General features: G+C 51.1%; 19 protein-coding genes. 7 read left to right on the forward strand and 12 right to left on the reverse strand.

The genetic code is table 11. The features are described from left to right. Positions 1-11: 11 nt before the first annotated feature. The 6 genes from JUF13_RS08245 to JUF13_RS08270 form a co-directional block, all read right to left on the reverse strand. Complete coding sequence (locus JUF13_RS08245) at positions 12-1,805, reverse strand: heavy metal translocating P-type ATPase (RefSeq protein WP_203639094.1); 1,794 nt, start codon at positions 1,803-1,805, stop codon at positions 12-14. 175 nt (positions 1,806-1,980) lie between these two features. After that, complete coding sequence (locus tag JUF13_RS08250; protein WP_203639096.1) at positions 1,981-3,333, reverse strand: collagen binding domain-containing protein; 1,353 nt, start codon at positions 3,331-3,333, stop codon at positions 1,981-1,983. Between the two features lie 145 nt (positions 3,334-3,478). Beyond that, the gene (locus JUF13_RS08255) at positions 3,479-3,883 is read right to left on the reverse strand and encodes an iron-sulfur cluster biosynthesis family protein (RefSeq protein ID WP_203639098.1); all 405 of its coding nucleotides are present in this window, start codon (positions 3,881-3,883) and stop codon (positions 3,479-3,481) included. A gap of 199 nt (positions 3,884-4,082) precedes the next feature. After that, positions 4,083-4,451: a GntR family transcriptional regulator gene (locus tag JUF13_RS08260; RefSeq protein WP_203639100.1), complete on the reverse strand. Its 369-nt coding sequence runs from the start codon at positions 4,449-4,451 to the stop codon at positions 4,083-4,085. Between the two features lie 36 nt (positions 4,452-4,487). Next, positions 4,488-6,302 carry an FtsX-like permease family protein gene (locus JUF13_RS08265; protein ID WP_203639102.1) on the reverse strand — a complete coding sequence of 605 codons (1,815 nt, stop codon included), beginning with the start codon at positions 6,300-6,302 and terminating at the stop codon, positions 4,488-4,490. Positions 6,303-6,313: 11 nt separating this feature from the next. Next, a complete protein-coding gene (locus tag JUF13_RS08270) occupies positions 6,314-7,072 on the reverse strand; it encodes an ABC transporter ATP-binding protein (protein ID WP_203639104.1) in 759 nt (252 codons plus the stop codon). A gap of 1,076 nt (positions 7,073-8,148) precedes the next feature. Between JUF13_RS08270 and JUF13_RS08275 the strand changes: the two genes are divergently transcribed. The 3 genes from JUF13_RS08275 to JUF13_RS08285 all read left to right on the forward strand — a co-directional run bounded on the left by JUF13_RS08275 (position 8,149) and on the right by JUF13_RS08285 (position 10,835). Continuing rightward, positions 8,149-9,099 (forward strand): aldo/keto reductase, encoded by a 951-nt coding sequence (locus JUF13_RS08275; protein ID WP_203639106.1) that lies wholly within the window; start codon positions 8,149-8,151, stop codon positions 9,097-9,099. A gap of 202 nt (positions 9,100-9,301) precedes the next feature. Then, entirely contained in the window at positions 9,302-9,571 is a 270-nt protein-coding gene (locus JUF13_RS08280; protein ID WP_125764715.1) for a hypothetical protein, read from the forward strand. Between the two features lie 613 nt (positions 9,572-10,184). Further along, a complete protein-coding gene (locus JUF13_RS08285) occupies positions 10,185-10,835 on the forward strand; it encodes a TetR/AcrR family transcriptional regulator (protein ID WP_203639107.1) in 651 nt (216 codons plus the stop codon). 315 nt (positions 10,836-11,150) lie between these two features. Here the strand turns inward: JUF13_RS08285 and JUF13_RS08290 are convergent, their stop codons facing one another. Then, entirely contained in the window at positions 11,151-13,298 is a 2,148-nt protein-coding gene (locus tag JUF13_RS08290) for a lectin-like domain-containing protein (RefSeq protein WP_203639108.1), read from the reverse strand. A gap of 315 nt (positions 13,299-13,613) precedes the next feature. After that, positions 13,614-14,819: an MFS transporter gene (locus JUF13_RS08295; protein WP_203639109.1), complete on the reverse strand. Its 1,206-nt coding sequence runs from the start codon at positions 14,817-14,819 to the stop codon at positions 13,614-13,616. A gap of 131 nt (positions 14,820-14,950) precedes the next feature. Here JUF13_RS08295 and JUF13_RS08300 point away from each other — a divergent pair, with 131 nt between their 5' ends. Beyond that, entirely contained in the window at positions 14,951-15,313 is a 363-nt protein-coding gene (locus tag JUF13_RS08300) for a winged helix-turn-helix transcriptional regulator (protein WP_203639110.1), read from the forward strand. Between the two features lie 455 nt (positions 15,314-15,768). Beyond that, positions 15,769-16,065: a hypothetical protein gene (locus JUF13_RS08305; protein ID WP_203639111.1), complete on the forward strand. Its 297-nt coding sequence runs from the start codon at positions 15,769-15,771 to the stop codon at positions 16,063-16,065. Between the two features lie 237 nt (positions 16,066-16,302). Here the strand turns inward: JUF13_RS08305 and JUF13_RS08310 are convergent, their stop codons facing one another. Beyond that, complete coding sequence (locus JUF13_RS08310; protein WP_203639112.1) at positions 16,303-16,737, reverse strand: Rrf2 family transcriptional regulator; 435 nt, start codon at positions 16,735-16,737, stop codon at positions 16,303-16,305. A 328-nt stretch (positions 16,738-17,065) separates the two neighbouring features. Then, the gene (locus tag JUF13_RS08315; protein WP_203639113.1) at positions 17,066-17,932 is read right to left on the reverse strand and encodes an SDR family oxidoreductase; all 867 of its coding nucleotides are present in this window, start codon (positions 17,930-17,932) and stop codon (positions 17,066-17,068) included. A 170-nt stretch (positions 17,933-18,102) separates the two neighbouring features. On the opposite strand from JUF13_RS08315, the gene JUF13_RS08320 reads away from it, so the two are divergent. Continuing rightward, the gene (locus JUF13_RS08320; RefSeq protein ID WP_203639114.1) at positions 18,103-18,867 is read left to right on the forward strand and encodes a glucose 1-dehydrogenase; all 765 of its coding nucleotides are present in this window, start codon (positions 18,103-18,105) and stop codon (positions 18,865-18,867) included. A 530-nt stretch (positions 18,868-19,397) separates the two neighbouring features. Continuing rightward, positions 19,398-20,141, forward strand: a complete 744-nt coding sequence (locus JUF13_RS08325) for a sulfite exporter TauE/SafE family protein (RefSeq protein ID WP_203639116.1) — start codon at positions 19,398-19,400, stop codon at positions 20,139-20,141. A gap of 382 nt (positions 20,142-20,523) precedes the next feature. Here the strand turns inward: JUF13_RS08325 and JUF13_RS08330 are convergent, their stop codons facing one another. Both JUF13_RS08330 and JUF13_RS08335 read right to left on the reverse strand, forming a co-directional pair. Then, complete coding sequence (locus JUF13_RS08330; RefSeq protein ID WP_203639118.1) at positions 20,524-22,692, reverse strand: collagen-binding domain-containing protein; 2,169 nt, start codon at positions 22,690-22,692, stop codon at positions 20,524-20,526. 207 nt (positions 22,693-22,899) lie between these two features. Then, on the reverse strand, positions 22,900-24,858 hold the full coding sequence (locus JUF13_RS08335) for a KxYKxGKxW signal peptide domain-containing protein (RefSeq protein ID WP_203639120.1): 1,959 nt from the start codon (positions 24,856-24,858) through the stop codon (positions 22,900-22,902). Between the last annotated feature and the right edge of the window lie 274 nt (positions 24,859-25,132).

The following is a 25,132-nucleotide window of genomic DNA, read 5'->3' on the forward strand; positions in this document are numbered from 1 at the left end:
GCGGCAACCACTTACCGGTCAGTCCGGGCGCGGAGGGCGTAGAGGATGGTGACCGTATCCACCACTTCCTGGAACACCGCCCCAATGATGGCTGGAATGACCCCGAAACTGGCAATCAGCATCAGGACCGTACAGATGATAATCCCAATCATCACGGCTTGTTTCGCGACCCGCATGGTATCATGGGCAATCGCCCGGGCCGTGCTGACCCGCGTCAGGTCATCCTTCAGGACAACCGCATCGGCGGATTCGCTGGCCGCGGTGGCCCCGTGCGCGCCCATGGCAATGCCGACATCGGCGGTCGCCAAGGATGGCGCATCGTTGATACCGTCACCGACCATGGCAACCGGCCGGTGTTCCGCGGGTAAGTCCGCCAGCACCTGAATCTTATCCGCTGGCAAACACTCGGCGTGAATTTGGTCGATCCCGACCTCACCCGCAATTTGTTTGGCAATCGGTTCGCGGTCCCCAGAAATCATGAGAAGGTTGCCGACGCCCAGGTGATGCAGGTCGGTCATGGTCTGGGCCGCTTCCGGTCGGACCTGATCACTGAAACTCACGTATCCTTGATAGACCCCAGCGGCGGACACATAAACCGCCGTTTGGTCCGGCTTCTTGACCGGGTCATCGGTCACAAAGGACGCCTTCCCGGCCCGCACAACTTGGCCGTTGATAGTGGCGACGACCCCTTGTGCCGTAGTTTCCTTCACATCCGTCGCCACCAGCAGGGACTCGGTGTTCGCGGCCACTAAGGATTGGGCCAGCACGTGTCCGGAATGTTGTTCCGCACTCGCTGCCAGTTGTAAGAGCGTTTCAGTTGGCACAGCCGTCACCGGCACGACCTTATCGACCACCAATTTTCCTTGGGTGATGGTTCCGGTCTTGTCAAACGCAAACGTCTTGACCTGCGCCAATTTTTCCAGCGTGGTCCCCGTTTTAACAATGATTCCGTTTCGGCTAGCTCGACTCATCCCCGAAATCAGGGCAATCGGTGCCGCCAGAATTAACGGACACGGTGAGGCCACCACCAACACTTCCGCCAACCGAACCGGGTCGCCGGAGAGGTACCAGGCAATCCCAGCAATCACGTAGGCCAGCAAGGTAAATGGCACGGCGTAACGGTCAGCCATTCGTACGAACTTGGCTGGCTGTGATTCGGCCTGCTTAACCAACCGCACAATGTTTTGGTACTGACTGTTATCGGCCGTCTGGTCAGCAATCAGGTAGACCGAAGCCTCCCCGTTAACACTCCCGGACATGACGGTGTCACCAGCTTGTTTCTCAATCGGCCGGGCTTCACCGGTCAGTGAGGACTCGTTGACCGTAGTCGGACCGGTCTCCAGCGTCCCATCGACGGGCATGACCTCGCCGGGTTTAACCAGCAACCGGTCACCCACAACGACCGTCTGGATGGCAACGTCCGTAATCGTGTCACCATCCGCCTTGTGCGCCGACTGGGGCGAATTATTAAGGAGTTCCTGCAGCTCACTGTTGGCCCGCCGCGCGGCAAAGTCTTCCAGCGCGTCACCACCGGTCAGCATCAACAGAACAATCAATGCCGCCCAGTATTCGCCAACCGCTAGCGTGGCAACCACCGCGGTAATTGCGAGCAGGTCCACCCCAAATTTCCCTGACCGCAGCGTCTTAACCATTTCAATAAACATCATCAGAGCCAGTAAAATACCCAATCCGGTAATCAGAATTTGTGCATAACCCGCTTGGTGGTTCACAAATTGGAGCCATAAAGCAATGACCCCTAGAACGATAACGAACCAGAATTGTTTGTACTGACGTAGTTGTTGCATAAAATCCCCTCCCCATTGCTTTCTTTATAGTTCGAGTATAGCAGAGCTTGTGACTTTTGCCACACTTGACGAGTCAGTCTTTCGACCGCTGAACTAACTGAACGGTCAACCGTTGACCGCAACAAAAAAGTGAGACCCACCCGACGGCAAGTCTCACAAAAATCACGCAGTTAACTTAGAAATGCCGGCGAATCACAGCACTACCCAGCGTTGCCAAGAACACCGTTGCACCGAGGATGCTGGCAATATTGCCATTAGCGTCCTTGGTTTGTGGTAACTTGGTATTGGCGTTCGTGTGATGCAAAGTCGTCGTGGTGCCAGGCGTCTGCGTTGCGGTCGCCTTAGACACGGCTAGCTTGGCAGCTGCGGCTTTAGCTTTGGCTGCGGCGGCCTTTTTAGCAGCCGTTTTCTTTTTGGCTTTAGCAGCTTCTTTGGCTGCTTCTTCCTTTTCTTCTGCTTCCTTTTCTTCTTCCTCGCGGGCGGCTTCTTCCTCGTCCGTTTCGGTCCCTTCATCAACATCGATGGTCCCGGTGTCTTCGTCCGGGTCCTCTTCGTCGGTCTCGTTGACGTCACCGCCACCGGAACCACTATTCCCGGTAGAAGAGGAAACTTTCCCGTTAGCTTCTTCCGAGTTTGGCCCACCAGAAGTGCCGCCGCCCCAGGTCATCACGGCATTATTGCGGAACTTGTAGCCGGAATGGGTCAGTGAAGGGTCAGTAATCTTGGTGTAGTAATCAATCGTGACCAAGTTGTTCACGGTATTGTTAAATTTCAAATCAAACCCGTTGTCGGTGTAGGTCACGTTGTAATCCGTGCCTTCCGTCATGGCTGGCTTTTCCCGAGTATAGCTCGTGTTGCTGTTCCAGTGAGCATTGCTGACGGTGACGCCCTTGATCAGTTCTTGGTTATCACCAATCGTATCTTTGATTTCCAGGTTCTTCATTTCAATCTCACGGCGGTCAACTAAAATCGTCCACTTGATGGTCCCATCGTCTTGCAGGACCCCCTTCTTGGACATGTTGGCGTCGTTCTCCACGATGTTGATCTGGGAGGTACTACTACCGTTATTCTCCAATGGGAAAACAACGTCCTTCTCACCGGAATCATCGTAACGATACTTGGTAGCGAGATTCAGCGTTAATTTTGCATTCGTCTTGCCCTCAAGCGCGTCGTTCATGGTGATGACCACGCCCGTGTCGGACACGACGGCCTTCCCAATGACCTGGCCGGTTTCATCCGTTACATCAAAGGTATCACCTGGTGTCTTCCCTTTTAAATTCTCGGGAAAGTCCAGGGTGATGGTGTCCCCACTATGTATTGGTGTGTCGCCAAAGTTCAATTTGTACTGAATGTCAATCGTATCGGCGTGTTTAAAATCTGGTCCGTTCGTGACACTAGCTGCGGTGGTGAAATCAGCCCCGTTGTGCGTGGCCGCCTTGGCTGGTGTCGCAGTTTGGCTGACAACTAGCACAAAGACTAAACTAAGCAGTCCAATTAGTAGTCGCCAAACTTTACTGTTCTTACTCAAAAAAATCCCCTCCCATAACTTTTACGTAGTTTGAGTATACGCGCCTCACCGGACACTTGGCAATAGTCCCTAACCAGGTTGCCTTAAATGATAGGTTTCACGAAAAAAGCGCCCCCGAAAGTAACTCTTGGGAGCGCTCCGGCCCCTAGCAGATTCGGGTGCCTAACGTTTGCATTTCTTTCTTCAAATCTAAGTCGGATTTTTCTTCGGCCGTGTAGGTGATCATCCCAACGGCACTGTCGAGGATTCCCGTGTCATCACGCAGGGAAAGCTGGTTGAAGACCCGGTCCAGAATCAGGCCGTTGTTCAGGTACAGTTCCGTGTCGGCGTTGGTCCACAGATTCAGCCCGGCGTCATTTTCAACGGGAATGCTGTACTTGGGGTCTGGCTGGGTCAAGGCTACGAACTGGAACTTGTCACCAATCGCACAGCTCCCGCCCAACGTGGAATACTGGTTGGACCCGTCGTCCAGCGTTAATAGGAGCACCGTCTCCGGCTGCGTGTTGTCGGCTAAGTACGTCTTGGCCGCGTCTTTAATTGTCATTTTCATTATCAGATGCCTCTTTCCTCTGATTCATCAGCACAATCTTATTGTACACAACCATTTGTACACCTAGTTCTCCTGAAAGTAAACAACTTTGCTTACAAATAGGTCGTGTCAAATTGGAAAAGAACCTATTCTTACGCAAGCCAAAAAAGTCGTCAACCACCGATTCATTCAGCGGTTGACGACTTTTGCGGTTAGGACGTTAACTTTCATAACTCCGTTTGACCATGACAATCAACTCGTCTTCCGACAGGTTGAGCTTTTTGGCCTCACTGGTGAACCCCGCCACGTAGCGGTCCGAGAACTCTGACCGGCGCTTTTCGCGGATCATGCTCTCGGCTGCCGGCGTGACAAACATCCCCAGCCCCCGGCGTTTTTCAATCATCCCCGCCGTTACTAGGCGGTTCATGCCCTTCAGGGCAGTCGCCGGATTGATATGAAATTCTTTGGACATCTCAGTCGTCGACGGGACCTGTTCGCCTGCCTGGTAAATGCCGGTAAAGATGGCGTCTTCCATCTGCTCGGCCACCTGCAGGTAAATCGGTTCCGGACTATCAAAGTTAAAATTCATACAATTTCCCACATTCTTTTGACGTGCATTTCGTCACTAGTCGTTCGGTGCTTGTGGCAACACGATGCGCCAGTATAGGGCTAGCGTGATGAGGTAGTAAATGGCGTACAGCCCGATAAAGATCAGGAAGGTACTACCAATTCCCAGATAAGGACTCATCGGCGCGGCCATCAGTGGCTTAAACATTTGTAGCCCGAACAAAACATCGATTACTCCCATGATACCAGGAATCAGGAATAAAATCCCAATTTCTTTTGCAATGCCGTGGCGCATCAAGCTTTCACGCACGCCGACCTTGTACAGCATCCGGTAACGCCGTTGGTCGCCAGGGGCCCCAGAGAGAATCTTAAACATCAGGCAGGATGCCAGCATGGCCAGGAAGGCGATTCCCAAGAAGTACCCAATGAATTCCAGTCCCCCGAAGAAGGCCAACATCATTTCATAGTTCTGGTAGTTGCCGACCGTCATGGTGCCCGGTTGGCTGAAGCGCGCCGTTTCCAGCTTGTTCAGTTTTTTCAGCGCTGGGAGGTCCTGTTGCAGGTTCTTGACCCGCACCGTGGTGACCGTGACCACCTTGCCGGGTTGTTTGGCGAACTGCTTAGCCGTTAAAATTTTTGGCGAGTAGGCCCCCACCTTGCCCAAGGCTAAACTGAGAAAGTCTAAGTCACTGATACCAGACTTCTTGAATTTCTTTAAGGATTCCGTGTAAAGTTTCTGGTCGTTCATGTTGCCGGAATTGCTGTACGCCCGCAACTCAACTGGCGTCTGGCGTAATTCACTGGCGTTGTAATACACCGTCTTGCCCTGACGCTTTTGCGTGTAAGTCGCCTGGTGAGCCACGTGTAGCTGATCGATCAGCTTTTGTTCACGAGCGGTTTTATCATGCACGGCGACCGTATACGTCCCAATCTTCTCGGCCATCATCGGCAATTGACGGTGATACCCGGAGCCAACGGTAATCGCACCCAAGGCCATGGCAAAGAGCAACGACACAATCGTCAACATTCGCGTGTAATTGTGGACCCGGAAGTTTAACTGCCCTAATAGGAAGCCGTTCAAATGTTTCTTAGCCCAACCCGTGTGACGTAACGTCCGAATTACCATTAAAATGGTTGCCCGGAATAACAGGTAGGTCCCCAACGTAATCGTGACCAGCGCAATCGGAATCGCCGCTAACTGAAGGGCCTTGATAGACGCCAGCGCCCAGTAGCCGGCAGCCAGGAAGAGGATTCCCAGCACGCCTTGGACCATTTGCCGCAACGGCTTGACCTTCGGCTGGTTGGCCAGCTCATCGCTGTGTAACAATTTCAACACGGTGGTCCGCGTCAGCTTGATCAGGTTAAACAGGGACGCCAGAATGAACAATCCGACGTAGAGTACGCCCGTGGCCACGATGGCTGGCACGTAGACCGCCGTCAAATGGCTCAGGTGTAGTCCTAGCATATTTAGCAGGAAGCCCACTAGGAATTTACTCATCAATAATCCTAAGCCCAATCCAATCGCCGTCGCAATGGTTCCCAGAATCAACGTTTCCAGGAAGACGAGTTCCCCGACTCGTTTGCGCGTGGCCCCGAGCATCATGAACAGCCCGTAGTCGTGTTGCCGCATGCTTAGCAAAAAACTGTTGGCATACATGATGTAGACCACGGTGATCAGAATCAACAGGACCGCCCCGAAACCAAAGATGATATTGGCAGAGGAAATGGCGGCATTAGCCTTCAGAAAGGCCTGATTCGTCGCCAAATTGGCGAACATGTAAAAGATGGCGGCCGACATGGTCAGACCCGCCAGCAAGACCAAATAGTCTCGCCGCCGGTTCTTGATCCCGGCTAAAGCTAATTTTCCTAACATCGTGCGTCCCCCTACTCGTTAAACGTGCCTAATTCAGTCAAAATCCCCTGATAAAAGGTGCTCCGGTCCTGGTCGCCGCGGCGTAACTCAGAGCCAATCTGCCCGTCCTTGATGAACAGGATGCGTTGGCAAAAGCTGGCGGAGAACGGATCATGGGTCACCAAGAGGACCGACATCTTCTGTTGTTCGTTGATAGTCGTCAACAGGTCCAACAATTCCCGTGCGCTGGTCGAATCCAACGCCCCGGTCGGTTCATCACCCATTAAAATGGCGGGGTGGTGGACGATGGCCCGGGCAGCGGCGACCCGTTGTTTCTGGCCCCCGGAAAGTTCAGCGGGATACTTTTGTAGCAGGTCCGCAATCGACAGCGTCTCGGCCACCTCGTGAATCGCCTGATCCATCACCTTGGCGGGTGTGCCCTTCAAGGCCAGCGGCAGACCGATGTTTTCTTCAGCCGTTAAGCTTTCAAGTAAGTTGAAGTCTTGGAAAATGAACCCAACTTCCTGTGCCCGAAAATCTGCGAGCTGGTTGCCACGCATCTTAGTGACGTCATGGCCGTTGACCACCACGTCCCCCTTGGTTGGCGTATCTAGTGTGGACAGCATATTCAGCAGTGTTGTCTTCCCGGAACCGGACGCCCCCATGATGCCGACGAATTCCCCGGAATCGACGGTGAAGTTCAGGCCTTTCAAGGCGGTGTACTGCCGTTCGTTTGCTTTGCCATACGTTTTTTCTAGGCCACTGACGCTGACCACTGTGTTTGTTGTCATGTTAAGTTCCCCCACTCAATAGTCTGTTGGTTAGTTACTTGTGTAATTAACTATAACGGTTCTTGGAAAATTGTCAACATTAAATTTAGAAACGTGATTGTCGAGACTGGGTCGCCTGCGGCTGCCAGGAGCTCCGCCTGCTATGGGGCCGGTTCCAGCCTGTGAGGCGGACTTCCACCTCAACTTTGAGCCGAAGTTCACGTCTCAAAGATTGTCCCATGCTGTAGGCTGGGAAAGAACGCCAGCCAACACCGTCGCCACAGCTGGCTCCGTCCTGTCCTCCTCCGGCTACGTTGGTCCACAATTGCGACAAAATTTAATGCAGAGACAATTTCCAGCGGCCGCTCAGTTAATATTCAGAAACTAATTGCAAAAAAATTCTTAATGATGTCATCTATCTCACAGATACCAATCAAGTCCGCAGAAAATTAGCCCGAGACAGAACACACGCATGCGGGCCAAACCAGTCTTAGCCGCAGGGCTGGGAAAACTGGGTCGGTCGTGGGAGTGACCAGAGGCGCGCCAAGGTGCCCGGCTGTATCGATGGTCTTAGCTGAGGTTCTTCACTCAGCTTAGAGCATGGGACAACCTTTGAGACCGCCCTGTGGCTCAAAGTTGAGGTGGAAGCCCGTCCTTCGGCTGGAACCGGCCCCATAGCAGGGCACCTTGCAAAGTAGCCACCTTCCCAACAACATTTACTAACAATACCCATGAATACCTGGCATAATCCAAAAATGACATGGGCCATACCACTTAGTTGCTGGCTGAACCAGTCTTAGCCGCAGGGCTGGTGAAAATGGGCTCAGCCATGGGAGTTGCCTTAGCGGGTTTCCTGCTTAGGCAACTGCTATCTTTGAGACGCGATTTTCGGCTCAAAGTAAGTCTGGAGACCGCTCTTCGGCTCCAGACGTGCGCCCACAGCGTCACGGCCCATTTTTCACCAGCCCGGAGGCGAAAAGCAAAGACAAGTGTCCAGCCGCAACCAAGCGCTGGAAGGCTCTCACGCGAATTTTTGACGAAAGTCGTGTACACTAGTAGCTGTAAGCTTTTATTCTATAATTAAAGGAGTTTTTCCGATGAAACAACTGCAATTAGGTGGGACCGACTGGCAAGCATCAGCCGTTGCCCTGGGAATCATGCGCATGTCGACGCTCTCCGTTGACGATGCCGTTAAAGCTTTACAAGCTGCGCACGAAGCTGGTATTACCTACATTGACTCCGCCGATATTTATGGCGATGGTCAATCTGAAAAGATCTTCAAGGAAGCGCTGGCTAAGTCCGGCCTTTCCCGCGATGATTTCTACATCCAATCCAAGGGTGGTATCGTGTTGGATCAAAGTCGCAGCCATGATGGCTTAGTCTTTGGCCAACGTTACGACTTCTCCAAGCAACACCTGTTGGATTCTGTCGATGGCATTTTGGAACGGATGGGATTGGATTACCTGGACGCCTTCCTGTTGCACCGGCCAGACCCACTGATGGACCCCGCAGAAATCGCGGACGCCTTCAACACCCTACAACGGACTGGTAAGGTTCGTCACTTTGGGGTTTCTAACTTTAACGTGCAACAATACCTGATGGTCCAGGAAGCCGTTGACCAGAAGTTGATATTCAACCAACTGCAATTCGGTGCCGCTCATGCCCAAATGGTGACGGAAGGTCTGCGCGTCAACATGGACGATGCCCCGGCCGTAACTGACGGCGGCTTACTTGAATTTTCACGGCGTAAGCACGTCACGATTCAAGCTTGGTCACCTTTCCAATATGGTCTGTTCGAAGGCATGTTCATCAACGATCCTAAATATCCTGAACTGAACGCCAAGCTGCAAGAACTCGCTGACAAGTATGGCGTTTCCAAGAACGGTATCGCCACGGCCTGGATTCTCCGGCACCCAGCCAACATTCAAGTCTTGCTGGGAACCATGAACCCTGACCACATCAAGGATAGCGCGGCCGGTGCCGACGTTAACTTGACGAAGCAGGAATGGTACGACATCTACTTTGCTGCCGGCAACTACCTGCCATAAACTTATTTTTAAAACCGAAAAATTAATTTCAACTGAGAAAGACGACGCCATCCCTGGTACTCTAGGGGATTCAGCGTCGCCTTTTTCAATGCCCAAAATTTTTGGCAAAAAGGGTTGTCATTTAAAAAAATGGTGGTAAACTGAAGTTGTTCTTGAGGGCGAGTAAGTACTCGCTCGAAGATTTGGAAAGGGGATTATAATCATGTTTACCACTATTTTTTGGATTCTTGCTATTTGGTTAGTTGTTAACGGCGTTTGGACTTGCTTTGCAACGGATAACCAGGAGTTGATGAAATGGTTCGGTTGGATCAACGTGATTGCGATCATCCTAGGCTTCTGGGTATTCTACGGTGCTGCTAGCGTGGCCGTTCTGGTCGGCTGGTTCACCGCAGTTAACTGGGTCAACGTGGTCCTAGCCATCATCCAGTTAGTCCTGGCTTACCGCAAAGTCGGGTCAACCCACAACGCTTAGATTCCCGTTTCACCCCTGACGACACAAAGAGCCGGACTGTCCTGGACACAGACAGACCGGCTCTTTTGCTCTAGTATTCCTGCTTTCAACGGGTTAAACTGGTGTTATCGGTTCCGTTCTCGGCGGCGGGTCACTGACACCGTGCACGCCAGTTTCATCGGAGGATGCTCTCTTCACCTTTTGAGTTGCCATGTACGCAAAATGTCCTCACCCATCAGCCGCTCTAAATTCGGGATTTCCAACGTAAACTAGCTCGCAGATAACCATAACGACAGCACAACATTACCGATTAAACCTACCGTTAGCCGCAGAGCTGGGGAAAATGGGTTAGTCGTAGGCGTGACCAGAGGCGAACCAAGGTGCCCGGCTGTGTCGGTGGTCTTGGCTGGCGTTCTTTTCCAGCCTAGTCCACGGGGCAACCTTTGAGACCGCTTCTCAGGCTCAAAGTTGAGGTGGAAGCCCGGCTCTCAGGCTGGAACCGGCCCCACAGCAGGGCACCTTGAGCTCGACGGCGGGAACGAATACGACGGCGCCCATTTTCACCAGCCCGGAGGCCCTGACAACGACCTATTTAATCGTAAACAAATTTGACTCAACCAAAGGTGGTATTTCCATGTCAAATAAGAAAATTTTGGACGAATTCCCTGACGTCATTCAGGCCAACGAAGACCTGACGCAAAAACAAAAAGACGTGCTGATTGCCAGCATCCGTCTTTTTGCCGAACAGGGTTATGCCAATACGAGTACGCGCCAGATTGCTGAAGCCGCGCACCAGTCCGAAGGGACCATGTTTAAACATTTTAAATCCAAGGCCAACATCTTGCGGGCGGCCCTGGAGCCCATCATTCACGAAATCATCCCCGACGTCGAGGCCGAGTTCAAGCGCGAAACGTTGACGCACCCGGCTGCCAATCTCCATGAGTTTCTGGACTTCTTCGTCCGTAACCGCATGGCGTTCGCGGCAAATAATCAGGACGCCATCAAGGTTTTCTTCAGTGAGTTGCTTTACAACGAAACGTTGCGGACCGAATTCATTGAGACCGCTCGGCAAGAATTGATTGCCGCGTTCAAAGATACTATTTTGTTGTTACAAAAGAACAAAGTCATCATCGACTGGCCATTTAACGAAATCTTTCGTTACATGATTGCCGTCGTTGTTGGCTACATCCTGGATCGGTACGTCCTCTTCCCCAATCGGGCGTGGGACGATGACGTTGAAGCCGGCTATTTAGTCGCCGAACTGGAAAAAGTTTTACAGCCCTAGTCATTGGGTCTTCCAGTTTTATGGGTTCTTGCTATGGGCAGGAACCTTTTTTCGTTTGCATATTATTAAATATATAACAGCCCAAACGGCCATAAATTTGTCAGCCAGTGTCAGGGACCAAAGGTAGGCCAAGGTTCCCCGCTGTGTCGATGGTCTAAGCTGAGTGGGTTTATTCTCAGCTTAGACCATGGGTCGACCTTTGAGACCGATTTTCGGCTCAAAGTCGAGGTGCAGGACCGCCTCTCAGGCCGGAACCGCCCCCATAGCGGGGAACCTTGAGCCCACCGTCGGGAACGGAAACGCCAATCGACAAATTTAAGGCGCATCTTGGAGACGCCACTCAAGCACCCCTTGGTATTTGCCCGCTAACGTATCACTATTCACGAGCATATGTGGTCCCTGGTCCGCCTGCCAACTTCCACTGACGCTGGTCTGTTCCGAGTCACTCGCCGTCGTCTTTTCCGCAACCAGCACCGCTGCCTGGCTCTGATCACCCACCGGCTGTTCCTCATGCCCCCGCATGAAAATCACATGTCCACGTAATAATTGGCCGGCAGCAGTCCGAAACGGCGTCTGCTGTTGCACGAATAATTTCCACCGCCGCTGCGGTCCCCGTTCATCCAAGACGGTTAGCCGCCAGCCCGGCTTGCGTTGAATGTGTTGCGCTGTTCCAGTTAAGGTCGTGGTTGCGAAGTCTGCTTCGTGGGATACCTCCGTAAAGCCTAATGTTCCGGGCCCCCGTGTCAAAGTGACCTGAATTTCATTGGAACGGACCTGCGCATCCGCCTTGTCTTCTGCCTGCAGAGTCAGCTGATTGTCTCCCGGCTTGAGGAGCACCGATTTCACGGTTAGTTGCGCCGTGCCGACTGGTTGTCCCGCGATTAATTGACCGGCTAAATCAGTCATAGAAACGGTCTGACCATTCAGTTTGGCCCGCAGACGATACCCCGTCAACTCGTCCACTGCAAAGGGTTCGCCATTGTTGGTCAGCTGAACCCGCACCGTCGCATCCTCGTGATGGCCGAGCTGTTGCGTGGCATCGCCTAAATTAGCTAACTTCAGTTGCACGCCCGCCTGGATTCGATAACTGGGCAATGGCAACTGCGTTTGGTAATTAGGGCCGTAAAAGCGCGCCGTTACAGCCGAAACAGTCGTTTCATGACTCACCGCTGGGACTGTTCCAGTCGCTGAAACGGTCACCCGGTTGCGGCTTTTATCCAGTGTTTCCTTCCAGGCCTTTTTTATTTCAGGTTGCGTCAATTCAGCCAAACTAAATGGTTCGCTGATGGCATCCTGATCATAACTGACCCCACCAGCCGTCCAGGTCAATGGTTGCGGCAGGGGCAGGTTCATCGTCAATGGCTGAATGTCCTGATTACTGGTTGCGGCATCATAATCAAATTGATATTGATAGCGCACCTGGTCACCCACCGCCACCCGTCCGCCAGCCGGGACCGGCTGTTTGGTCGTCAAATTGTAGAGTGTGGCGTGCGGGGTGATTTTTCCTAAACTGTCGGAACTGTCAATCATCGCCAGGGCATTTTCACTCTTATCAGGATTAGTTGACCCGGTGATTCCCCAATAAACATTGCCATTTGCTGTCGTCGCGCCTAACTTACTAGGGTCAATAGCCACCGTATCCTGCACGACATCTGTTCCGCTCCGCGCCATCCCGGTCACCGGATCACGATCATTGTAGTGGTAGGTCATTTGTTTTTTATCCGCTTGCCAGTCTAAGGTCAAATGATGCCACTGACCATCCGCAAAGTTCGTCACCATTTTAGGCTGTTTGTGATTCATACTGAAGTAGTAGTGCTTTTTGCTCCCCAACTGGCGATAGGTAGCCGCTTCTCCAGGATAGCCACTGGCGATGTGCATGCCAGAATTGACGGGCACATCGAGATCAAATGCATCACTCTTTCCAACTTCATTGGTATGATTAATGTGGGTGTCAAATTCCAACGCCCAACTATTCCCAATTGCGGTTGCCGTGACCAAGTCGACCCCTAACCCGTTGCGGTCATTCCCCCACACCCCTAGAGACTCACCAGCGCCCGCGACTGCCCGGCTTTCCCTCTCCGAGTTTTGCAAAACAAAGGCCATGCCGGATCCAGCGTTCTGACCTTTATCTCCAAAATACAGCCACAACGCGATATGCTCATCCGCATTCATATTAAACTGATTGTTCATCCGGGCTAGCCCCGTCTTAGACCAAATAGCTCCTGCCTGGACAAACCTCGAATCAGGATTGTCGCGGGTAATCTGGGCAACCGACTGCGGCACTAACGGTGAATCAATTAACTTCGTAAAGTTATCCGACCCCGCCATCGAAAATAAATTATCCAACGGCACTCCCTGTGGCGCCGTTGCCAACGCGTGGTCCAGGTCCGCATTGGCCTGACCACTTATCGTTGGAAATAGTAGGCTTAACCCCACTACGATTCCCATCAACCACCGTTTCATGTCATCCTCCCCCTAGCCTAATCTAAAATAAATATAAGCCTATTAACCAACGTAATTGGGATTATACAGGATGAGATAGTTCATGACAATCAATGTTAACTTTTATAATTATTTAAATATAACGTCACTTATAAAAACAGTTTCACGCCAGCTTCTTCGCGACTGCCATTACAAATTTGGCGGTTTAATCCTTTAACGCCACAGCTAATAACGGACCCAATTTTCTCCGGGCCATTGCGCCAGCAGCACGCGCAAAAAGCCAGCGTCAATCTTATCCCACAAGATTGGCGCTGGCTTTAATTGTTTTGCTTATTTTTAGTATTCGTTAAACCTGTGAATCAGCCGTTTCACTGGTCGGGCTAACCGGATCAGTAACAGCGTTAAACCGATACTCAAGGCCACCATGCCGGCACCAAACAATGGCGTCCAGCCCAACCCAAATTGGCTCGTGACCTGACCACCAATACCGGAGCCCAACGCAATCCCCACGTTGAACGCGGAAATGTTGAGAGCCGAGGCCATGGTGATGTCGTTCGGCGTTTGCTTTTCTGCCAGTTGAACAATGTACAGCTGCAGGCCGGGCACGTTCATGAAGGCAAAGAAGCCCATTACTAACACGGTCAGTAAACCTAACCATTGGTTATTAGCGGTAAACGTCAAGACTAGCAACGTGACGAACAAGCCGGTAAACATTTTCAGCAGCGCTGCCAGTGGCTTCGCGTTGGCCCAGCGGCCGCCTAAGGTATTGCCAATGGCCACCATCAAGCCGTACACGACCAGAATGATCACGACGGCACCAGCCGACCACCCCATTTTTTGTTCCAAGAGTGGGGACAGGTAGGTGTAAGCCACGAACGTGCCGCCATAACCTAAGGCCGTCACTAACAGGGCTACTAAAATTTGTGGATTGCCGAGCACGCGGAGAATTCCCCGGGCCGTCGCCTTACTTGGCAATGGCAGGTTGCGCGGCACCAACACATAGTCGGCCACCCAGCCAATCACGCCAATGACACTGATGAAGATGAAGGACCAGCGCCAGCCGCCCAATTGGCCGATCATGGTTCCCAGCGGCACACCGGTCACCGTGGCCACCGTCAAACCGGTAAACATCACGGCGATTGCCGACGCCCGTTTAGAAGGGGCCACCACGTCCGCCGCAATCACGGAAGCGACGGTCATGAAAATGCCGTGCGCCAAGGCCGCGATTACCCGTCCCGCCAAGAGAACGATGAAGGCGGGCGCAAAGGCGGCGACTAAATTACCTAAGATAAATAACAACATAATAATGATCATCAACGTGTGCCGGTTGATTTGGCCGGTCAGGAGCGTCATCAGTGGTGCTCCAATCATGATGCCCAACGCATAAACGGACACCGTTAACCCAGCTTGAGCGATGCTAATGTGGAAACTTTGAATCAGCAGGGGCATCAACCCCACGCTGATAAATTCGGTTGAGCCAATGGCGAATGCGCTGATAGCCAGTGCCAATAACGTCATGGCTGGTGAAATTTTCTTAGTCATAATGACCTCCTCGTTTTTCGTTTGCTAACGTAATAAATAATGATTATACTGGTTAGCAACCGGAGAACAAGAACCGACTTTAAAGTGCCCTACCCACCAAAAGGTAACTATTAGACAGGAGGCCGTTTAACATGCCCACAAAAACTTATCATATTGGCGTTGAAGCCACGATGGAGATCATCGGTGGTAAATGGAAGTCCATTATTCTGTGCCACCTCCGCCATCAAACCATGCGGACCAGTGAACTCGCTCGTGCCATTCCGCAAATTTCGCAAAAGATGTTGACACAACAGTTGCGAGAACTAGAAAACGCGGACATCGTTGCCCGCCACGTTTACAAGCAGGTGCCACCCAAGGTTGAATACTCACTGACCGACTACGGCGAATCGCTGTCGGGAATTCTTCACGAGCTGTGCGTTTGGGGCGAGAACAATATTGACCGGCGCGAGGCTGCGGGCGAAGAGATCACCCTTCTCAACCGCGACGACGTTTAGGGTTGAGCGGATACTTTCGCCTTACCGGGCGGCACAAATGGACCGGGACGCTGTGAGCGGACGCCCGAAGCCGTAGAACGGTCTTCTGGCTTGAGTCCATTTTCTCTGCCCTCACGGCTTACATCCGCTTAACCCTAAACGTGGCCCGGTTGCATGGTCGATTATTTTTTCAATATAATTGTTTCAATATTCAGCCCATAGAATTCAAATCAACCGCAACAGAAAATAAAAGCCCACAAAATTCGGCCAATTTCAGACGGATTTTGTGGGCTTTTTCAATCGGTAAAACCCTGATGCACTGCGATTTTCGTTCATTTTTCAACGCTTTTTAAACCAATTCTAAGAAATTCACAGGTTAAGCTTATCACGCCCTCAAGATGATTCGGCGTCCCGGATGGTATAACTAATACATCGAAAGCGATACGCCAAACCAACAAACTTGAGGAGTGAGTAATATGCGTAAAATTAAAGCAATGATGACTAAAGTAATGTTAGGTGCCATGACCGTGACGACCCTGTTGGCAACGTCTGCCGGAGCTTCCGCGGCAACCACCCAGGTGTCGACCCCCGCGCCGGCCGTCGCAGAAACTTCTATCAGTTTGAAACGACAGGCCCAACCCAAGATTCAGCCAACGACCATCAAGCTCCACAAACACGTCACGTCCAGCCAAATTTCTAGCCAAGTCCAAACGGCCGTTGATGCCAGTGCGTTGAATCTGGATCAACAACACCACGACAGCCAACTGAAATAAGTCCATTGAACTAGTCCGCTACGGCCAGCTTCCCCCAAACACTGACGCGCACGACTACCCCCATTCTCCTCTTAACCGGTTAGCCTCCTCCAAACGCTAACCGCCCCCTCAAAAACGACTCACCCTCCCTCAGGTGAGTTTCCCCAATCGAACCGCGACCTTAACCGTGGTTCACCCCCCCAACAGAATAGACAACAAACCCGACTGGTAGATTGCGCCAGTCGGGTTTGTTAGTGTTTATTGATTTTTTTGTCGTTCCCGGGTCAAAATGTCACCAATCAGCCGGGCCAGCGTGACTTCTTTCATCTGCGCTTCCGCAGCCGCTTGGACCTCCGCGTAGGCCACTCGCAGCGTATCCTGGATGTTTCCACCCACGATGCAGTGCGGATTCGTTTTATCGTCCACGTGTAACAGATTGCCGTCGTCTTCCACGGCGCGATAGACGTCTAGCAAATTAATTTCAGCCGGGTCGCGGGCTAGCTTAGGCGTCGCGGATCCCTGTTGGGTGGCTAACAGGCCGCCCCGCCGCAGTGCACCCATCAGCCGCCGCACCAGAGCGGGATTGGACTCCACGCTGGCCGCGATGGCCGCACTGGATAAATCGCCATCATGACAAATATCAATGTATGCCAAAATATGAACAGCATCACTCAATTTATGCGAATAACGCACGAACAAGCCCCCTTCTGGATTTAAACTCTGCTTAGCGGCGCCTTACCGGTCGGTAAAAATGAGCCGGAACGCTGGGGCGGACGTCCGAAGCCACAGAGCGGTCTTCGAACTCGCTTTGAGCCTCAAGAAACGAGTCTCAAAGACGCCAATGTTTTAAGCAACAGTCGTCGCTTAAAACATTCCCACGGCTGAGCTCATTTTTACCGACCTCACGGCTCGCATTGGTTTAAACCCAAATTGGCAATTATACTTCACAATTTTTAGTCATTCTTAGAATCAAAAAATGCTTACCATTTACCAGTATTATTATAACAACAATTATACCGATTTAGTTTTCGTTCGCAAGGCTAGCCGCCAAGAAATCTGGTAGGCTTTGGGCTGGACGACCCATGATTTTACGGTAATCGTCCGTAACCGTAGCGAGTAAGCCCTTGGCCCCACCGGCGTACATGGAGGCTAACATGTGCCCTTCGTTGCCCTCATTGTACATCTCTTCAAATTGTTTGAGCGTTACTGGTGCATAGCCGATGGTTTCATTTGATACTTGGCTTAAGACTTTTGCTAGTTCAGGCATGGTGTAGGACCGTTCCTGCGTCAACGTGTACATGGATTGCGTCCACAGGCTTGGTGTGACAGCGACCTCTGCGAAGGCTGCGGCGCTGTCCGCTAAACTGATGAAGCTCAGCGATGCATCGCCCATGGGATAGATGACGTTGTGGCGTTCAATTAGCTCTGGTAAATAAGGTACCAGCGGATCGGCGTACAGGGCGTTGCGCAAAATGGTGTAGGACAGGCTGGACGAGGCTAACCGCCGCGGCACGTACCCGTAGAACGCGGACAGGTCAAACGGATTGTCCGCTTGGTCCGCAATGAAGCCCATGACTAGGAGATGCTTGACCTGAGCCGTCTCGGCTGCGGCAATCACATTTTCAAATTCGGTGACCCGGCTAAAACTCGTGTGGGTCTTGCTGGGCACGTAAATGGCAACATCGGCGTCCTGAAGACTGGCGGCGATGCTAGCTTGGTCACGATAATCCAGCGGTAAAACCGTCATCCCCTGTTGCGCAAACGCAGCGGCCTTTGCCGGCGTGTGCACACCCAAGGTGATCGTATCTGCGGCAGCTCGCTTGGCGACCTCGTTCACGATTTGGCTACCTAAATGCCCGGTGGCTCCGGTAATCACATACTTTGTCATGGTTCATTCCTCATTTCCTTTTGATGTTACTTTAAATGTTACACCATTTCGTTTTGACGTCAAACATTTAGTCTCAGCTCCCAGCATATTAAGCGCTTTCCAACACGAAAGAGACTATAATAAGGGTTAGGTATTAACCCTAAAATCAATATAAACAAGGAGTGAGTAACGTGGTTCAACAATTAGCAGGTAAAGTTGCAATCATCACGGGTGCCGGGTCCGGCATGGGAAAGTCCATGGCCGAATTATTTGCCAAGGAAGGCGCGAAAATTGTCGCCGCCGACATCAACGAAGACCGGTTAAATGAGGTCGTTAAGGCCATCACCGATGCGGGTAATGACGCCGTCGCCGCTGTCACCAACGTGACGAAGGAAGCCGATGTCGTCGCCATGGTCAAGACGGCCGTCGATAACTATGGGCATTTGGACATTCTGGTCAACAACGCCGGGATCATGGACAACATGGCCCCTGTCGGCACATTGACCAACGAGTTGTGGGACCGCGTTATGACGGTCAACACCACCAGCGTTATGTTGGCAACCCGGGAAGCGCTGAAGCTATTTACGAAGCAAAAATCCGGGGTCATTTTAAACATCGCTTCCGTCGGTGGCCTCGGTGGTGGTCGGGCCGGTGCGGCTTACACGGCTTCGAAACACGCTGTGGTCGGCTTGACCAAGAACACCGCCTACATGTACGAAAACGTTGGGATCAGAACCAACGCCATCGCCCCAGGTGGCATCAAGACCAACATCGCCGAATCCATGAAGGGCATTGACAAAGAAGGCATGCAACGGCAAAGTGTCGGCATGCCACTCTCACCAGAACCCGGAACCGGCGACGAAATCGCCCAAACGGCGCTGTTCTTATGTTCAGACGCCGCAAGCTACGTCAACGGGACTGTTGTACCGGTTGACGGTGGGTGGACTAGTTATTAGAGTGCGGAACAGGGCGATTAGGTCCTGAGCATTAGAGGAATAAGGCGTTCTGTTCGGCAAAGTCGAGCAGGGCGCCTTATTTTTCTAAGCGCAGGGACCTGCCCTGTGTAGCACGTTTCAGAAGATGCAGGTTTCCAGATATATTGGCGAGGGAAAATCTAACGCACCAAACCAGTAATAGCAGCAACAACTATGCCGGACAGGGACGCCTTATTTTTCTAAGCGGAAGAACCTGGCTGGCGGAGCACGTTTCAATTTAGAGTGCTACGAAGGGCGATCAGCTGGCGAGCATTAACGGCATTAAGTGAATGCCCCCGGGCCTGGGTCGTTTGCTTAATGGTGTTAAGCGGAACCAGTTGCCCGGTAGTAGCACGTTTCAGAGGCTGCAAGTTCCCGGATATATTGGCGAGAGAAAGTCTAACGCCCCAGCCGAATATCCCCAACTCCCCAATCCCCCACCAAATTGACGTATCCCACCGTAACCGGTAAACTAATCAACATGATTAGTCGGTAAGGAGACGATTGGGTAAATGATGTGGTTAGTCTTTCTAATAATTGGGTTCTTAGTTGGCCTATTGGTTATTTCCACCGGGGGTGGCGGTGCGGCCATCTACTTGGGGCTCCTGACTAGCGTCTTCGGTCTCGCCCCGGCTGTGGCGGCATCGACTTCCCTATTTACGGCATTTCCATCCCTAGTGGTCGGCGCTTATGGCCACTATCGCACCGGCCAAATTCACTTTAAGGTCGGCAATCAAATGCTGATGACGGCCGTCCCGGCAACGGTGATTGGCGCGCTGCTGGCCCCCTACATCCCCAACGACGTCTACACCTGGATTGTCGCCATTATCCTGACTGGCCTAGGTGTGCAGGTCCTGGTCAAACGCTTTCTAACGCACACCAACAAACCGGCACGCCATCAAGGTTTGCAGGCCGCCATTTACGGCATGCTCAGTGGCATCATGGTCGGCGTGGCCGGACTGAGTGGCGGCGGACCCATTATCGCGGGGCTCCTGGTCCTTGGCCTAGACATGTTACCGGCCGCGGCCACCTCCTCGTACGTGTTGGTCGGAACTTCACTGGTCGGGCTTCTTTTCCATTTGTCAGCCAACAATATCGACTGGCACGTCGGCATCGGCCTGATGATTGGTGCGGTGCTCGGCGCCATCTGTGCCCCCCGCCTCCTGATGCACGTGAATCCAGAAAAACTCAACTACTACGTCAAGCCCTTCATGGGCGTGCTCCTACTCGTCATGGGCTTGCGCATGATTCTCTAGACAGACCGTTAATAGTTTTCAAACTAAAAACAGGCTTTGACCCACGCAAACTAGCGTGAGGCCAAAGCCTGTTTCTGTCTATTCTACTGAAATGTAACGATCCATGTGACTCAGCAACCACCGATTCAAAACCACCAGACAGCAATCTAAAACAAGAAGGCTGCCAACAGCGGTACTAAACCAGTGTAAGCCGTGAGGGTGCCCCAAATGGCTTCAGCCGTGGGAGTTCTCTTAGTGACGGTTTAGGTCACTTAGAGAACTGGCGTCTTTTAGACGTGACTTTCGGCTCAAAGCGAGTCTGAAGACCGCTCTTTGGCTTCAGGCGTCCGCCCACCGCGTTCCGAGCCATTTGGGACGCCCGGTAAGGCGCACTCAAACCAGTTTAGTACCGGCGCTTGCGGTCGACGGCGATGCCGGTGGCTAATAATGTGCCCGCCAGCGCAAACCCAACGGCACTCAGCCAGCTGTCATTGGCTTCGCCAGTTTGTGGTAAACCATCAGACAAGCCCAAGGCCTGCAAGATATTACCCCGAACGGATTCCAATTGGGCAACTAATTCCGTGTCACCCTTGGCCCGAGCCGCGGCGATGGCAGCGTCCACCTTGTTCAACAAGGTTTCTTCAGCGGCCGTATTACGCTCAGCTTCAAAGTCGATCAGGTCGTCTTCAAAGTCTTCGGCCATGTCTTCCGTGTATTCTGGGTGCTCATGTTCATAGGTTAAGTCCTCGTCGCCACCGTTAGCTTCGCCTTCAGGTTCTTCGGTGTCGGGCTCTTCTGTATTCGGTTCCTCAGTGTTTGGTTCCTCGGTATTCGGGTTCTCGGTGTTAGGGCCTTCAGTCCCAGGCGTTTCGGTGTCAGGGCCTTCCGTGTCAGGAATTTCTGGCATTTCAACGTCAATACCAGGGTGGACAGGGATTTCGAGGTCTTCCTCTTCGTCGGTGTCTTCATCCCCGTCGTCGCCTTCGTTGTCCTTGTTATCTTGCAAGTCCCAACGGTGGGTTTCGGCGTTAACGATGACCTTGTCCGCGATGATGTTCCCATCAATGTTGGAGCTGGCAACGACCGTAGCAGATGGTGCGAGGATACTGCCTTGGAAGGCCTTCTTAAAGTCCAACGTCCCGGTGTATTGCTTATCGCTGGCACCGCTGTTGTAGAAGTTCCACAGCAGATGGTTGTCCCCAAAGTCTTCCGTTTCGTGATTGTCCCGGTCGGACCCGTCACTGTACTTGATCTTAATTTGAGAGTTGACGTCATAGTCAGCCGCACCACCGGTATCCACGTTGATGATGACCGTGGTCCCATCGGCGTCTGGTGATAAGCCGGAGATGGTCAGTGGCGTATTGCTGTTGAGCACGTCCGGTGTCAAATTGATGACGATCTGGCCGTTAGCGTTGGGGGTCATGTCACTGATATCAATGACCCGGTTGTTCTGGTCGTCGAAGTCGCTGTTGGAATAGCTGGCTTCGCTCTTTTGATTGGCCAGAGCTTCGTTCAAGGCTTTCAGCTTAGCAAATTCGGCGTCAAAGTCGATGTACGTTTGGCCGTTTTGGTCTTGGTAAACTTCCTGAGCCAATAAGTGGTCAATGTATTGGCCGTTGACCATCGGCCGGTTCGGGTTGCTGATATCAATTTCAATGCCTTCACCGAAGATAACCTTGTTCTCCCGAGTTGAGCCCCCGGAAACGAAGGAGCTGTTGGCAATGTTGGTAATGTTCTGTATGTAAGAAATATCCTTGTCGAGCAGTTCTTCAATGATGTTGGTCCCGAAGTTCACGTTCCCAGTCAGGTTTTGGACGGCCACGTTCCCGTTGGTGTGGGCGTTCAATTCAGCTTCACGGGCAAAAATGTGAAAGACGGAGGAGACCCCGAGAATGTTGTTCAGGTCAGGGAAGTCATCGTAAACACTGCCACCGGCTTGAATCCCAGAATCCGCGTAAGGTTCAAACGCACTGGTCTTCGTGGCGGTTCCAGCAAGCTTTTGCAGCATGTTGGCAATCGTTTGCTTAGCAGCTTGCGTCTTCTCAGAGCTAGCTAAACTAGCAACAGCGGCCTTGGCACCAGCCGCACTGGTGTGGGCGTAAGTGACCGTCTTAGTCGTCGTGGCGTTCTTAACCGTCTTCTTGATTGACTTTTTAACTAACTTGTTTGCCTTGAAGCCCGGCTTCAACGTTCCCTTTTTCAGGGTCGTCCCTGGCTGAACGCTGGTCGTCTTCACCGTTTTGGCTGCAGATGAGCTGGTTGATTGACTGTTAACTGAACTATCTTGTGCGTCAGAACTGCTTTGTTCTGAGGACATTGAAGACGAGTTCGTTGACGTTGATTGGCTACTAGATTCGCTTTCAGATTGTGAGGCCTGACTACCCTGCTCTGAACCACTCTCAGAACTGGTCGCAGCCTTCACCTCAGTCGTACTGCTGGCGCTCGATGTGTTCGTGTCGGCATTGGCGGTTACCGTGGCCCCCGCGCCTAAAGTGACTAACATCACAGCGCAAGCGAAGACCCAGCGACGGCCACTCTTATACATTTTGAAGTGTGTCCGTTTCGTTTCCATATCGATTAAATCCCTACCTTTCCCAAATATACTCCATCCCCATTTTGGTCCTTCTTAAGGAAACAATCAATATAAACCGCGAAAATATTTTGAACAAAAACTACTTAATCGTCCGTTAGTTTACCACAATGACCATTTTGGCTAAAAAGTTCACAAGAAAAGGACCCGCTACCATTTAGCGAGCCCTTAGATAATTAACATTTATGGTTATTCGTGGTGCTTAGCAGTCAGCCCCATGCCGAAGGTGGCGATGATCAAAGCAACCCCGACAGCCAGCAGACTAGCGCCGTTCCGTTCGTTGGTTTGTGGCAACGTCGTCTTAGGCTGGTTGGTCGTTGCGGCAGCTTGGTGTTGGCCGCTAGAAGACAGCGCCTTTGGGGCAACAACTTTAGCGGTTTGACCCTCGGACTCGGTGACTGGTTTAGCAGATTGACTATTCTTTGATTTTTCGGGTGTCCCTGTTACGGCATCACCACTATTTTCAGGATCAGTCGTCTCAGATTCATTGGTATCGGTTGCCCCCGGTTCAGTGGGTTCTGGCACAACGTCTGGGTTAGGATCTGGCGTCGGTTCTGGTGTGGGTTCTGGTGTGGGTGTTGGCGGAACAATCGTACTATTTTCATTTTTTACCATGAACGTCAACGTCGCCCAGTAATGATAATTTGTTTTATTCCAAACTAAGATTGTGTAAGTGCCATCTGGTACCTCACCCTTGGCTACCAGGTTAAAGCCAACAGGATTACTAGGATCTGGCTCGATATCAAAGTATTGTTTTGCCGACCCAAAGTCGCCAATAACAATTGGCTCAGTTTTATCAATTTGACCATCATTTCCTTGCATTCCAGCAATAACCCCAGTAATCGGATCAAATGACCGAACCGTTGACGTTAAAATATAAGTTTTCCCTGTCACTTGTTGATCTGCCTGATTACTATTGTTTGTTGCATTTTGGAAGCCCGAAGTTAGATGATTCTTATTTACCATGAAGTCTCCTGTAAATCCACTGAGGTTTGGTAAATTACCTGTAAGCTGATTTTTATTCAGATAGAAGTTCTTAAGACTGGGATACAGACGCAATAAGTCTGGAACATTTCCAGACAATCGATTATCACTCAACTGTAAGTATTCCAACGTAGATGAAGCGTTCAAGTCTGCAAGTGGTCCGCTCAGCTTATTACTATCAAGGTTCAAATTAATTAAATTTTTGTATCGTGAAATGTCAGGAAGATTCCCGGTTAGCCCGTAGTTACTTATGTAAATGTCAGTTAAGGCTGAATTTTGTGAAAGATACTTATCAAAAAAGTCTTTTGCATTCATCTCTTCAGAATTTCCAACCGGCGCAGCTAGTGACGTTAAGGTCACCTTGGTTAGATTGGGAGCAAATGAAAAATCAATCATCTTAGCTTTAGGAATATACTGATCAAAGTCGAATATAGTTAACCCAGTCAGTCGATTGAGTCCATCGAAATTCTTAATCGCATGTGCATCTTCACCAAAATAATTAACTGTCAGCGATTTGATTTGCTTAGCGTAAACGTACAAGTTGGCATCATTAACCGTTTCACTGGTCACATCATGAAACTGGTTTAACTGCCCTTCTATCCATACCCGTAAATGTTCATCCGGCATCCATTTTGAAGCATCTGTGTCAGGAAGTGTCGTTGCGACAGTGGCTGTCTCAACAACCGGAACGGTTTTCACAGTTGGTGAAGATTGCTCTGGTTGTTCGCTAGCTACCCGTTTAGTCTTCGAAATTTCTAGGCTCTTGGGTGCTTTACGCTGAATAGCTCCTGCATTCTTGCTGACCTCACTGATTTCTACTTGCGTCTCTGATTTCTTTTCTTTATCTTGCTTATTAACACTTTCAGGAGCGTCGTTTTTAGGAATTTCACTATCGGACCGCTTCTCAACTTCTGGTTGCTTCTCAGCATTCGCGGTATCTGAAATCTTGCCTGCTGGTTTTATCTCTGATTCATCCTGCGTTACTATCTTTTCTGGCACAACATTTTCAGTGGCTGGTATCTCTCCAGTATCTGCTTTAACGTTTTCAGTTGTCTGAGCTAAGGTTAGTCCCAGGCTAATAATCGTTAGGCAGGCAAATACCCAGTATTTCCCTGCTTTATAGCTCTTATAGTGTTCCTTAGTCGTCTTCATTGTCTGTTGCATGTTAGCTTCTCCTTTCAGGCATGAAGTTATTTAACGCTAATTCACTATTCTGGTTACACAATTAATGAATTGTGTATATCTGTTTATACTCTTATTATAGACCGTAAAAGTTTAAATGCAACGACAATTATTGGTCAACAAGTTTAAAGCCTACTGAGACTTGGCTTCGATTAAAAAGTTTTTAAAAGCCAATAAAATCGTTGTCAAATCAACCGTTTTACTAAGCTCCATCGTTTTGAGTTCTCCATAACAAGAAGGTTTTATGATTTTCTTT

The sequence above is a fragment of the Levilactobacillus wangkuiensis genome (genome assembly GCF_016861605.1).
Taxonomy (GTDB): Bacteria; Bacillota; Bacilli; order Lactobacillales; family Lactobacillaceae; genus Levilactobacillus; species Levilactobacillus wangkuiensis.

Excerpts from the sequence above, each read along its gene's own strand:
- JUF13_RS08245 (WP_203639094.1), bottom strand. The coding sequence starts at position 1,805 with ATGCAACAACTACGTCAGTACAAACAATTCTGGTTCGTTATCGTTCTA.
- JUF13_RS08255 (WP_203639098.1), bottom strand. The coding sequence starts at position 3,883 with ATGAAAATGACAATTAAAGACGCGGCCAAGACGTACTTAGCCGACAAC.
- JUF13_RS08260 (WP_203639100.1), bottom strand. The coding sequence starts at position 4,451 with ATGAATTTTAACTTTGATAGTCCGGAACCGATTTACCTGCAGGTGGCC.
- JUF13_RS08265 (WP_203639102.1), bottom strand. The coding sequence starts at position 6,302 with ATGTTAGGAAAATTAGCTTTAGCCGGGATCAAGAACCGGCGGCGAGAC.
- JUF13_RS08270 (WP_203639104.1), bottom strand. The coding sequence starts at position 7,072 with ATGACAACAAACACAGTGGTCAGCGTCAGTGGCCTAGAAAAAACGTAT.
- JUF13_RS08275 (WP_203639106.1), top strand. The coding sequence starts at position 8,149 with ATGAAACAACTGCAATTAGGTGGGACCGACTGGCAAGCATCAGCCGTT.
- JUF13_RS08280 (WP_125764715.1), top strand. The coding sequence starts at position 9,302 with ATGTTTACCACTATTTTTTGGATTCTTGCTATTTGGTTAGTTGTTAAC.
- JUF13_RS08285 (WP_203639107.1), top strand. The coding sequence starts at position 10,185 with ATGTCAAATAAGAAAATTTTGGACGAATTCCCTGACGTCATTCAGGCC.
- JUF13_RS08290 (WP_203639108.1), bottom strand. The coding sequence starts at position 13,298 with ATGAAACGGTGGTTGATGGGAATCGTAGTGGGGTTAAGCCTACTATTT.
- JUF13_RS08295 (WP_203639109.1), bottom strand. The coding sequence starts at position 14,819 with ATGACTAAGAAAATTTCACCAGCCATGACGTTATTGGCACTGGCTATC.
- JUF13_RS08300 (WP_203639110.1), top strand. The coding sequence starts at position 14,951 with ATGCCCACAAAAACTTATCATATTGGCGTTGAAGCCACGATGGAGATC.
- JUF13_RS08305 (WP_203639111.1), top strand. The coding sequence starts at position 15,769 with ATGCGTAAAATTAAAGCAATGATGACTAAAGTAATGTTAGGTGCCATG.
- JUF13_RS08315 (WP_203639113.1), bottom strand. The coding sequence starts at position 17,932 with ATGACAAAGTATGTGATTACCGGAGCCACCGGGCATTTAGGTAGCCAA.
- JUF13_RS08325 (WP_203639116.1), top strand. The coding sequence starts at position 19,398 with ATGATGTGGTTAGTCTTTCTAATAATTGGGTTCTTAGTTGGCCTATTG.
- JUF13_RS08330 (WP_203639118.1), bottom strand. The coding sequence starts at position 22,692 with ATGGAAACGAAACGGACACACTTCAAAATGTATAAGAGTGGCCGTCGC.
- JUF13_RS08335 (WP_203639120.1), bottom strand. The coding sequence starts at position 24,858 with ATGCAACAGACAATGAAGACGACTAAGGAACACTATAAGAGCTATAAA.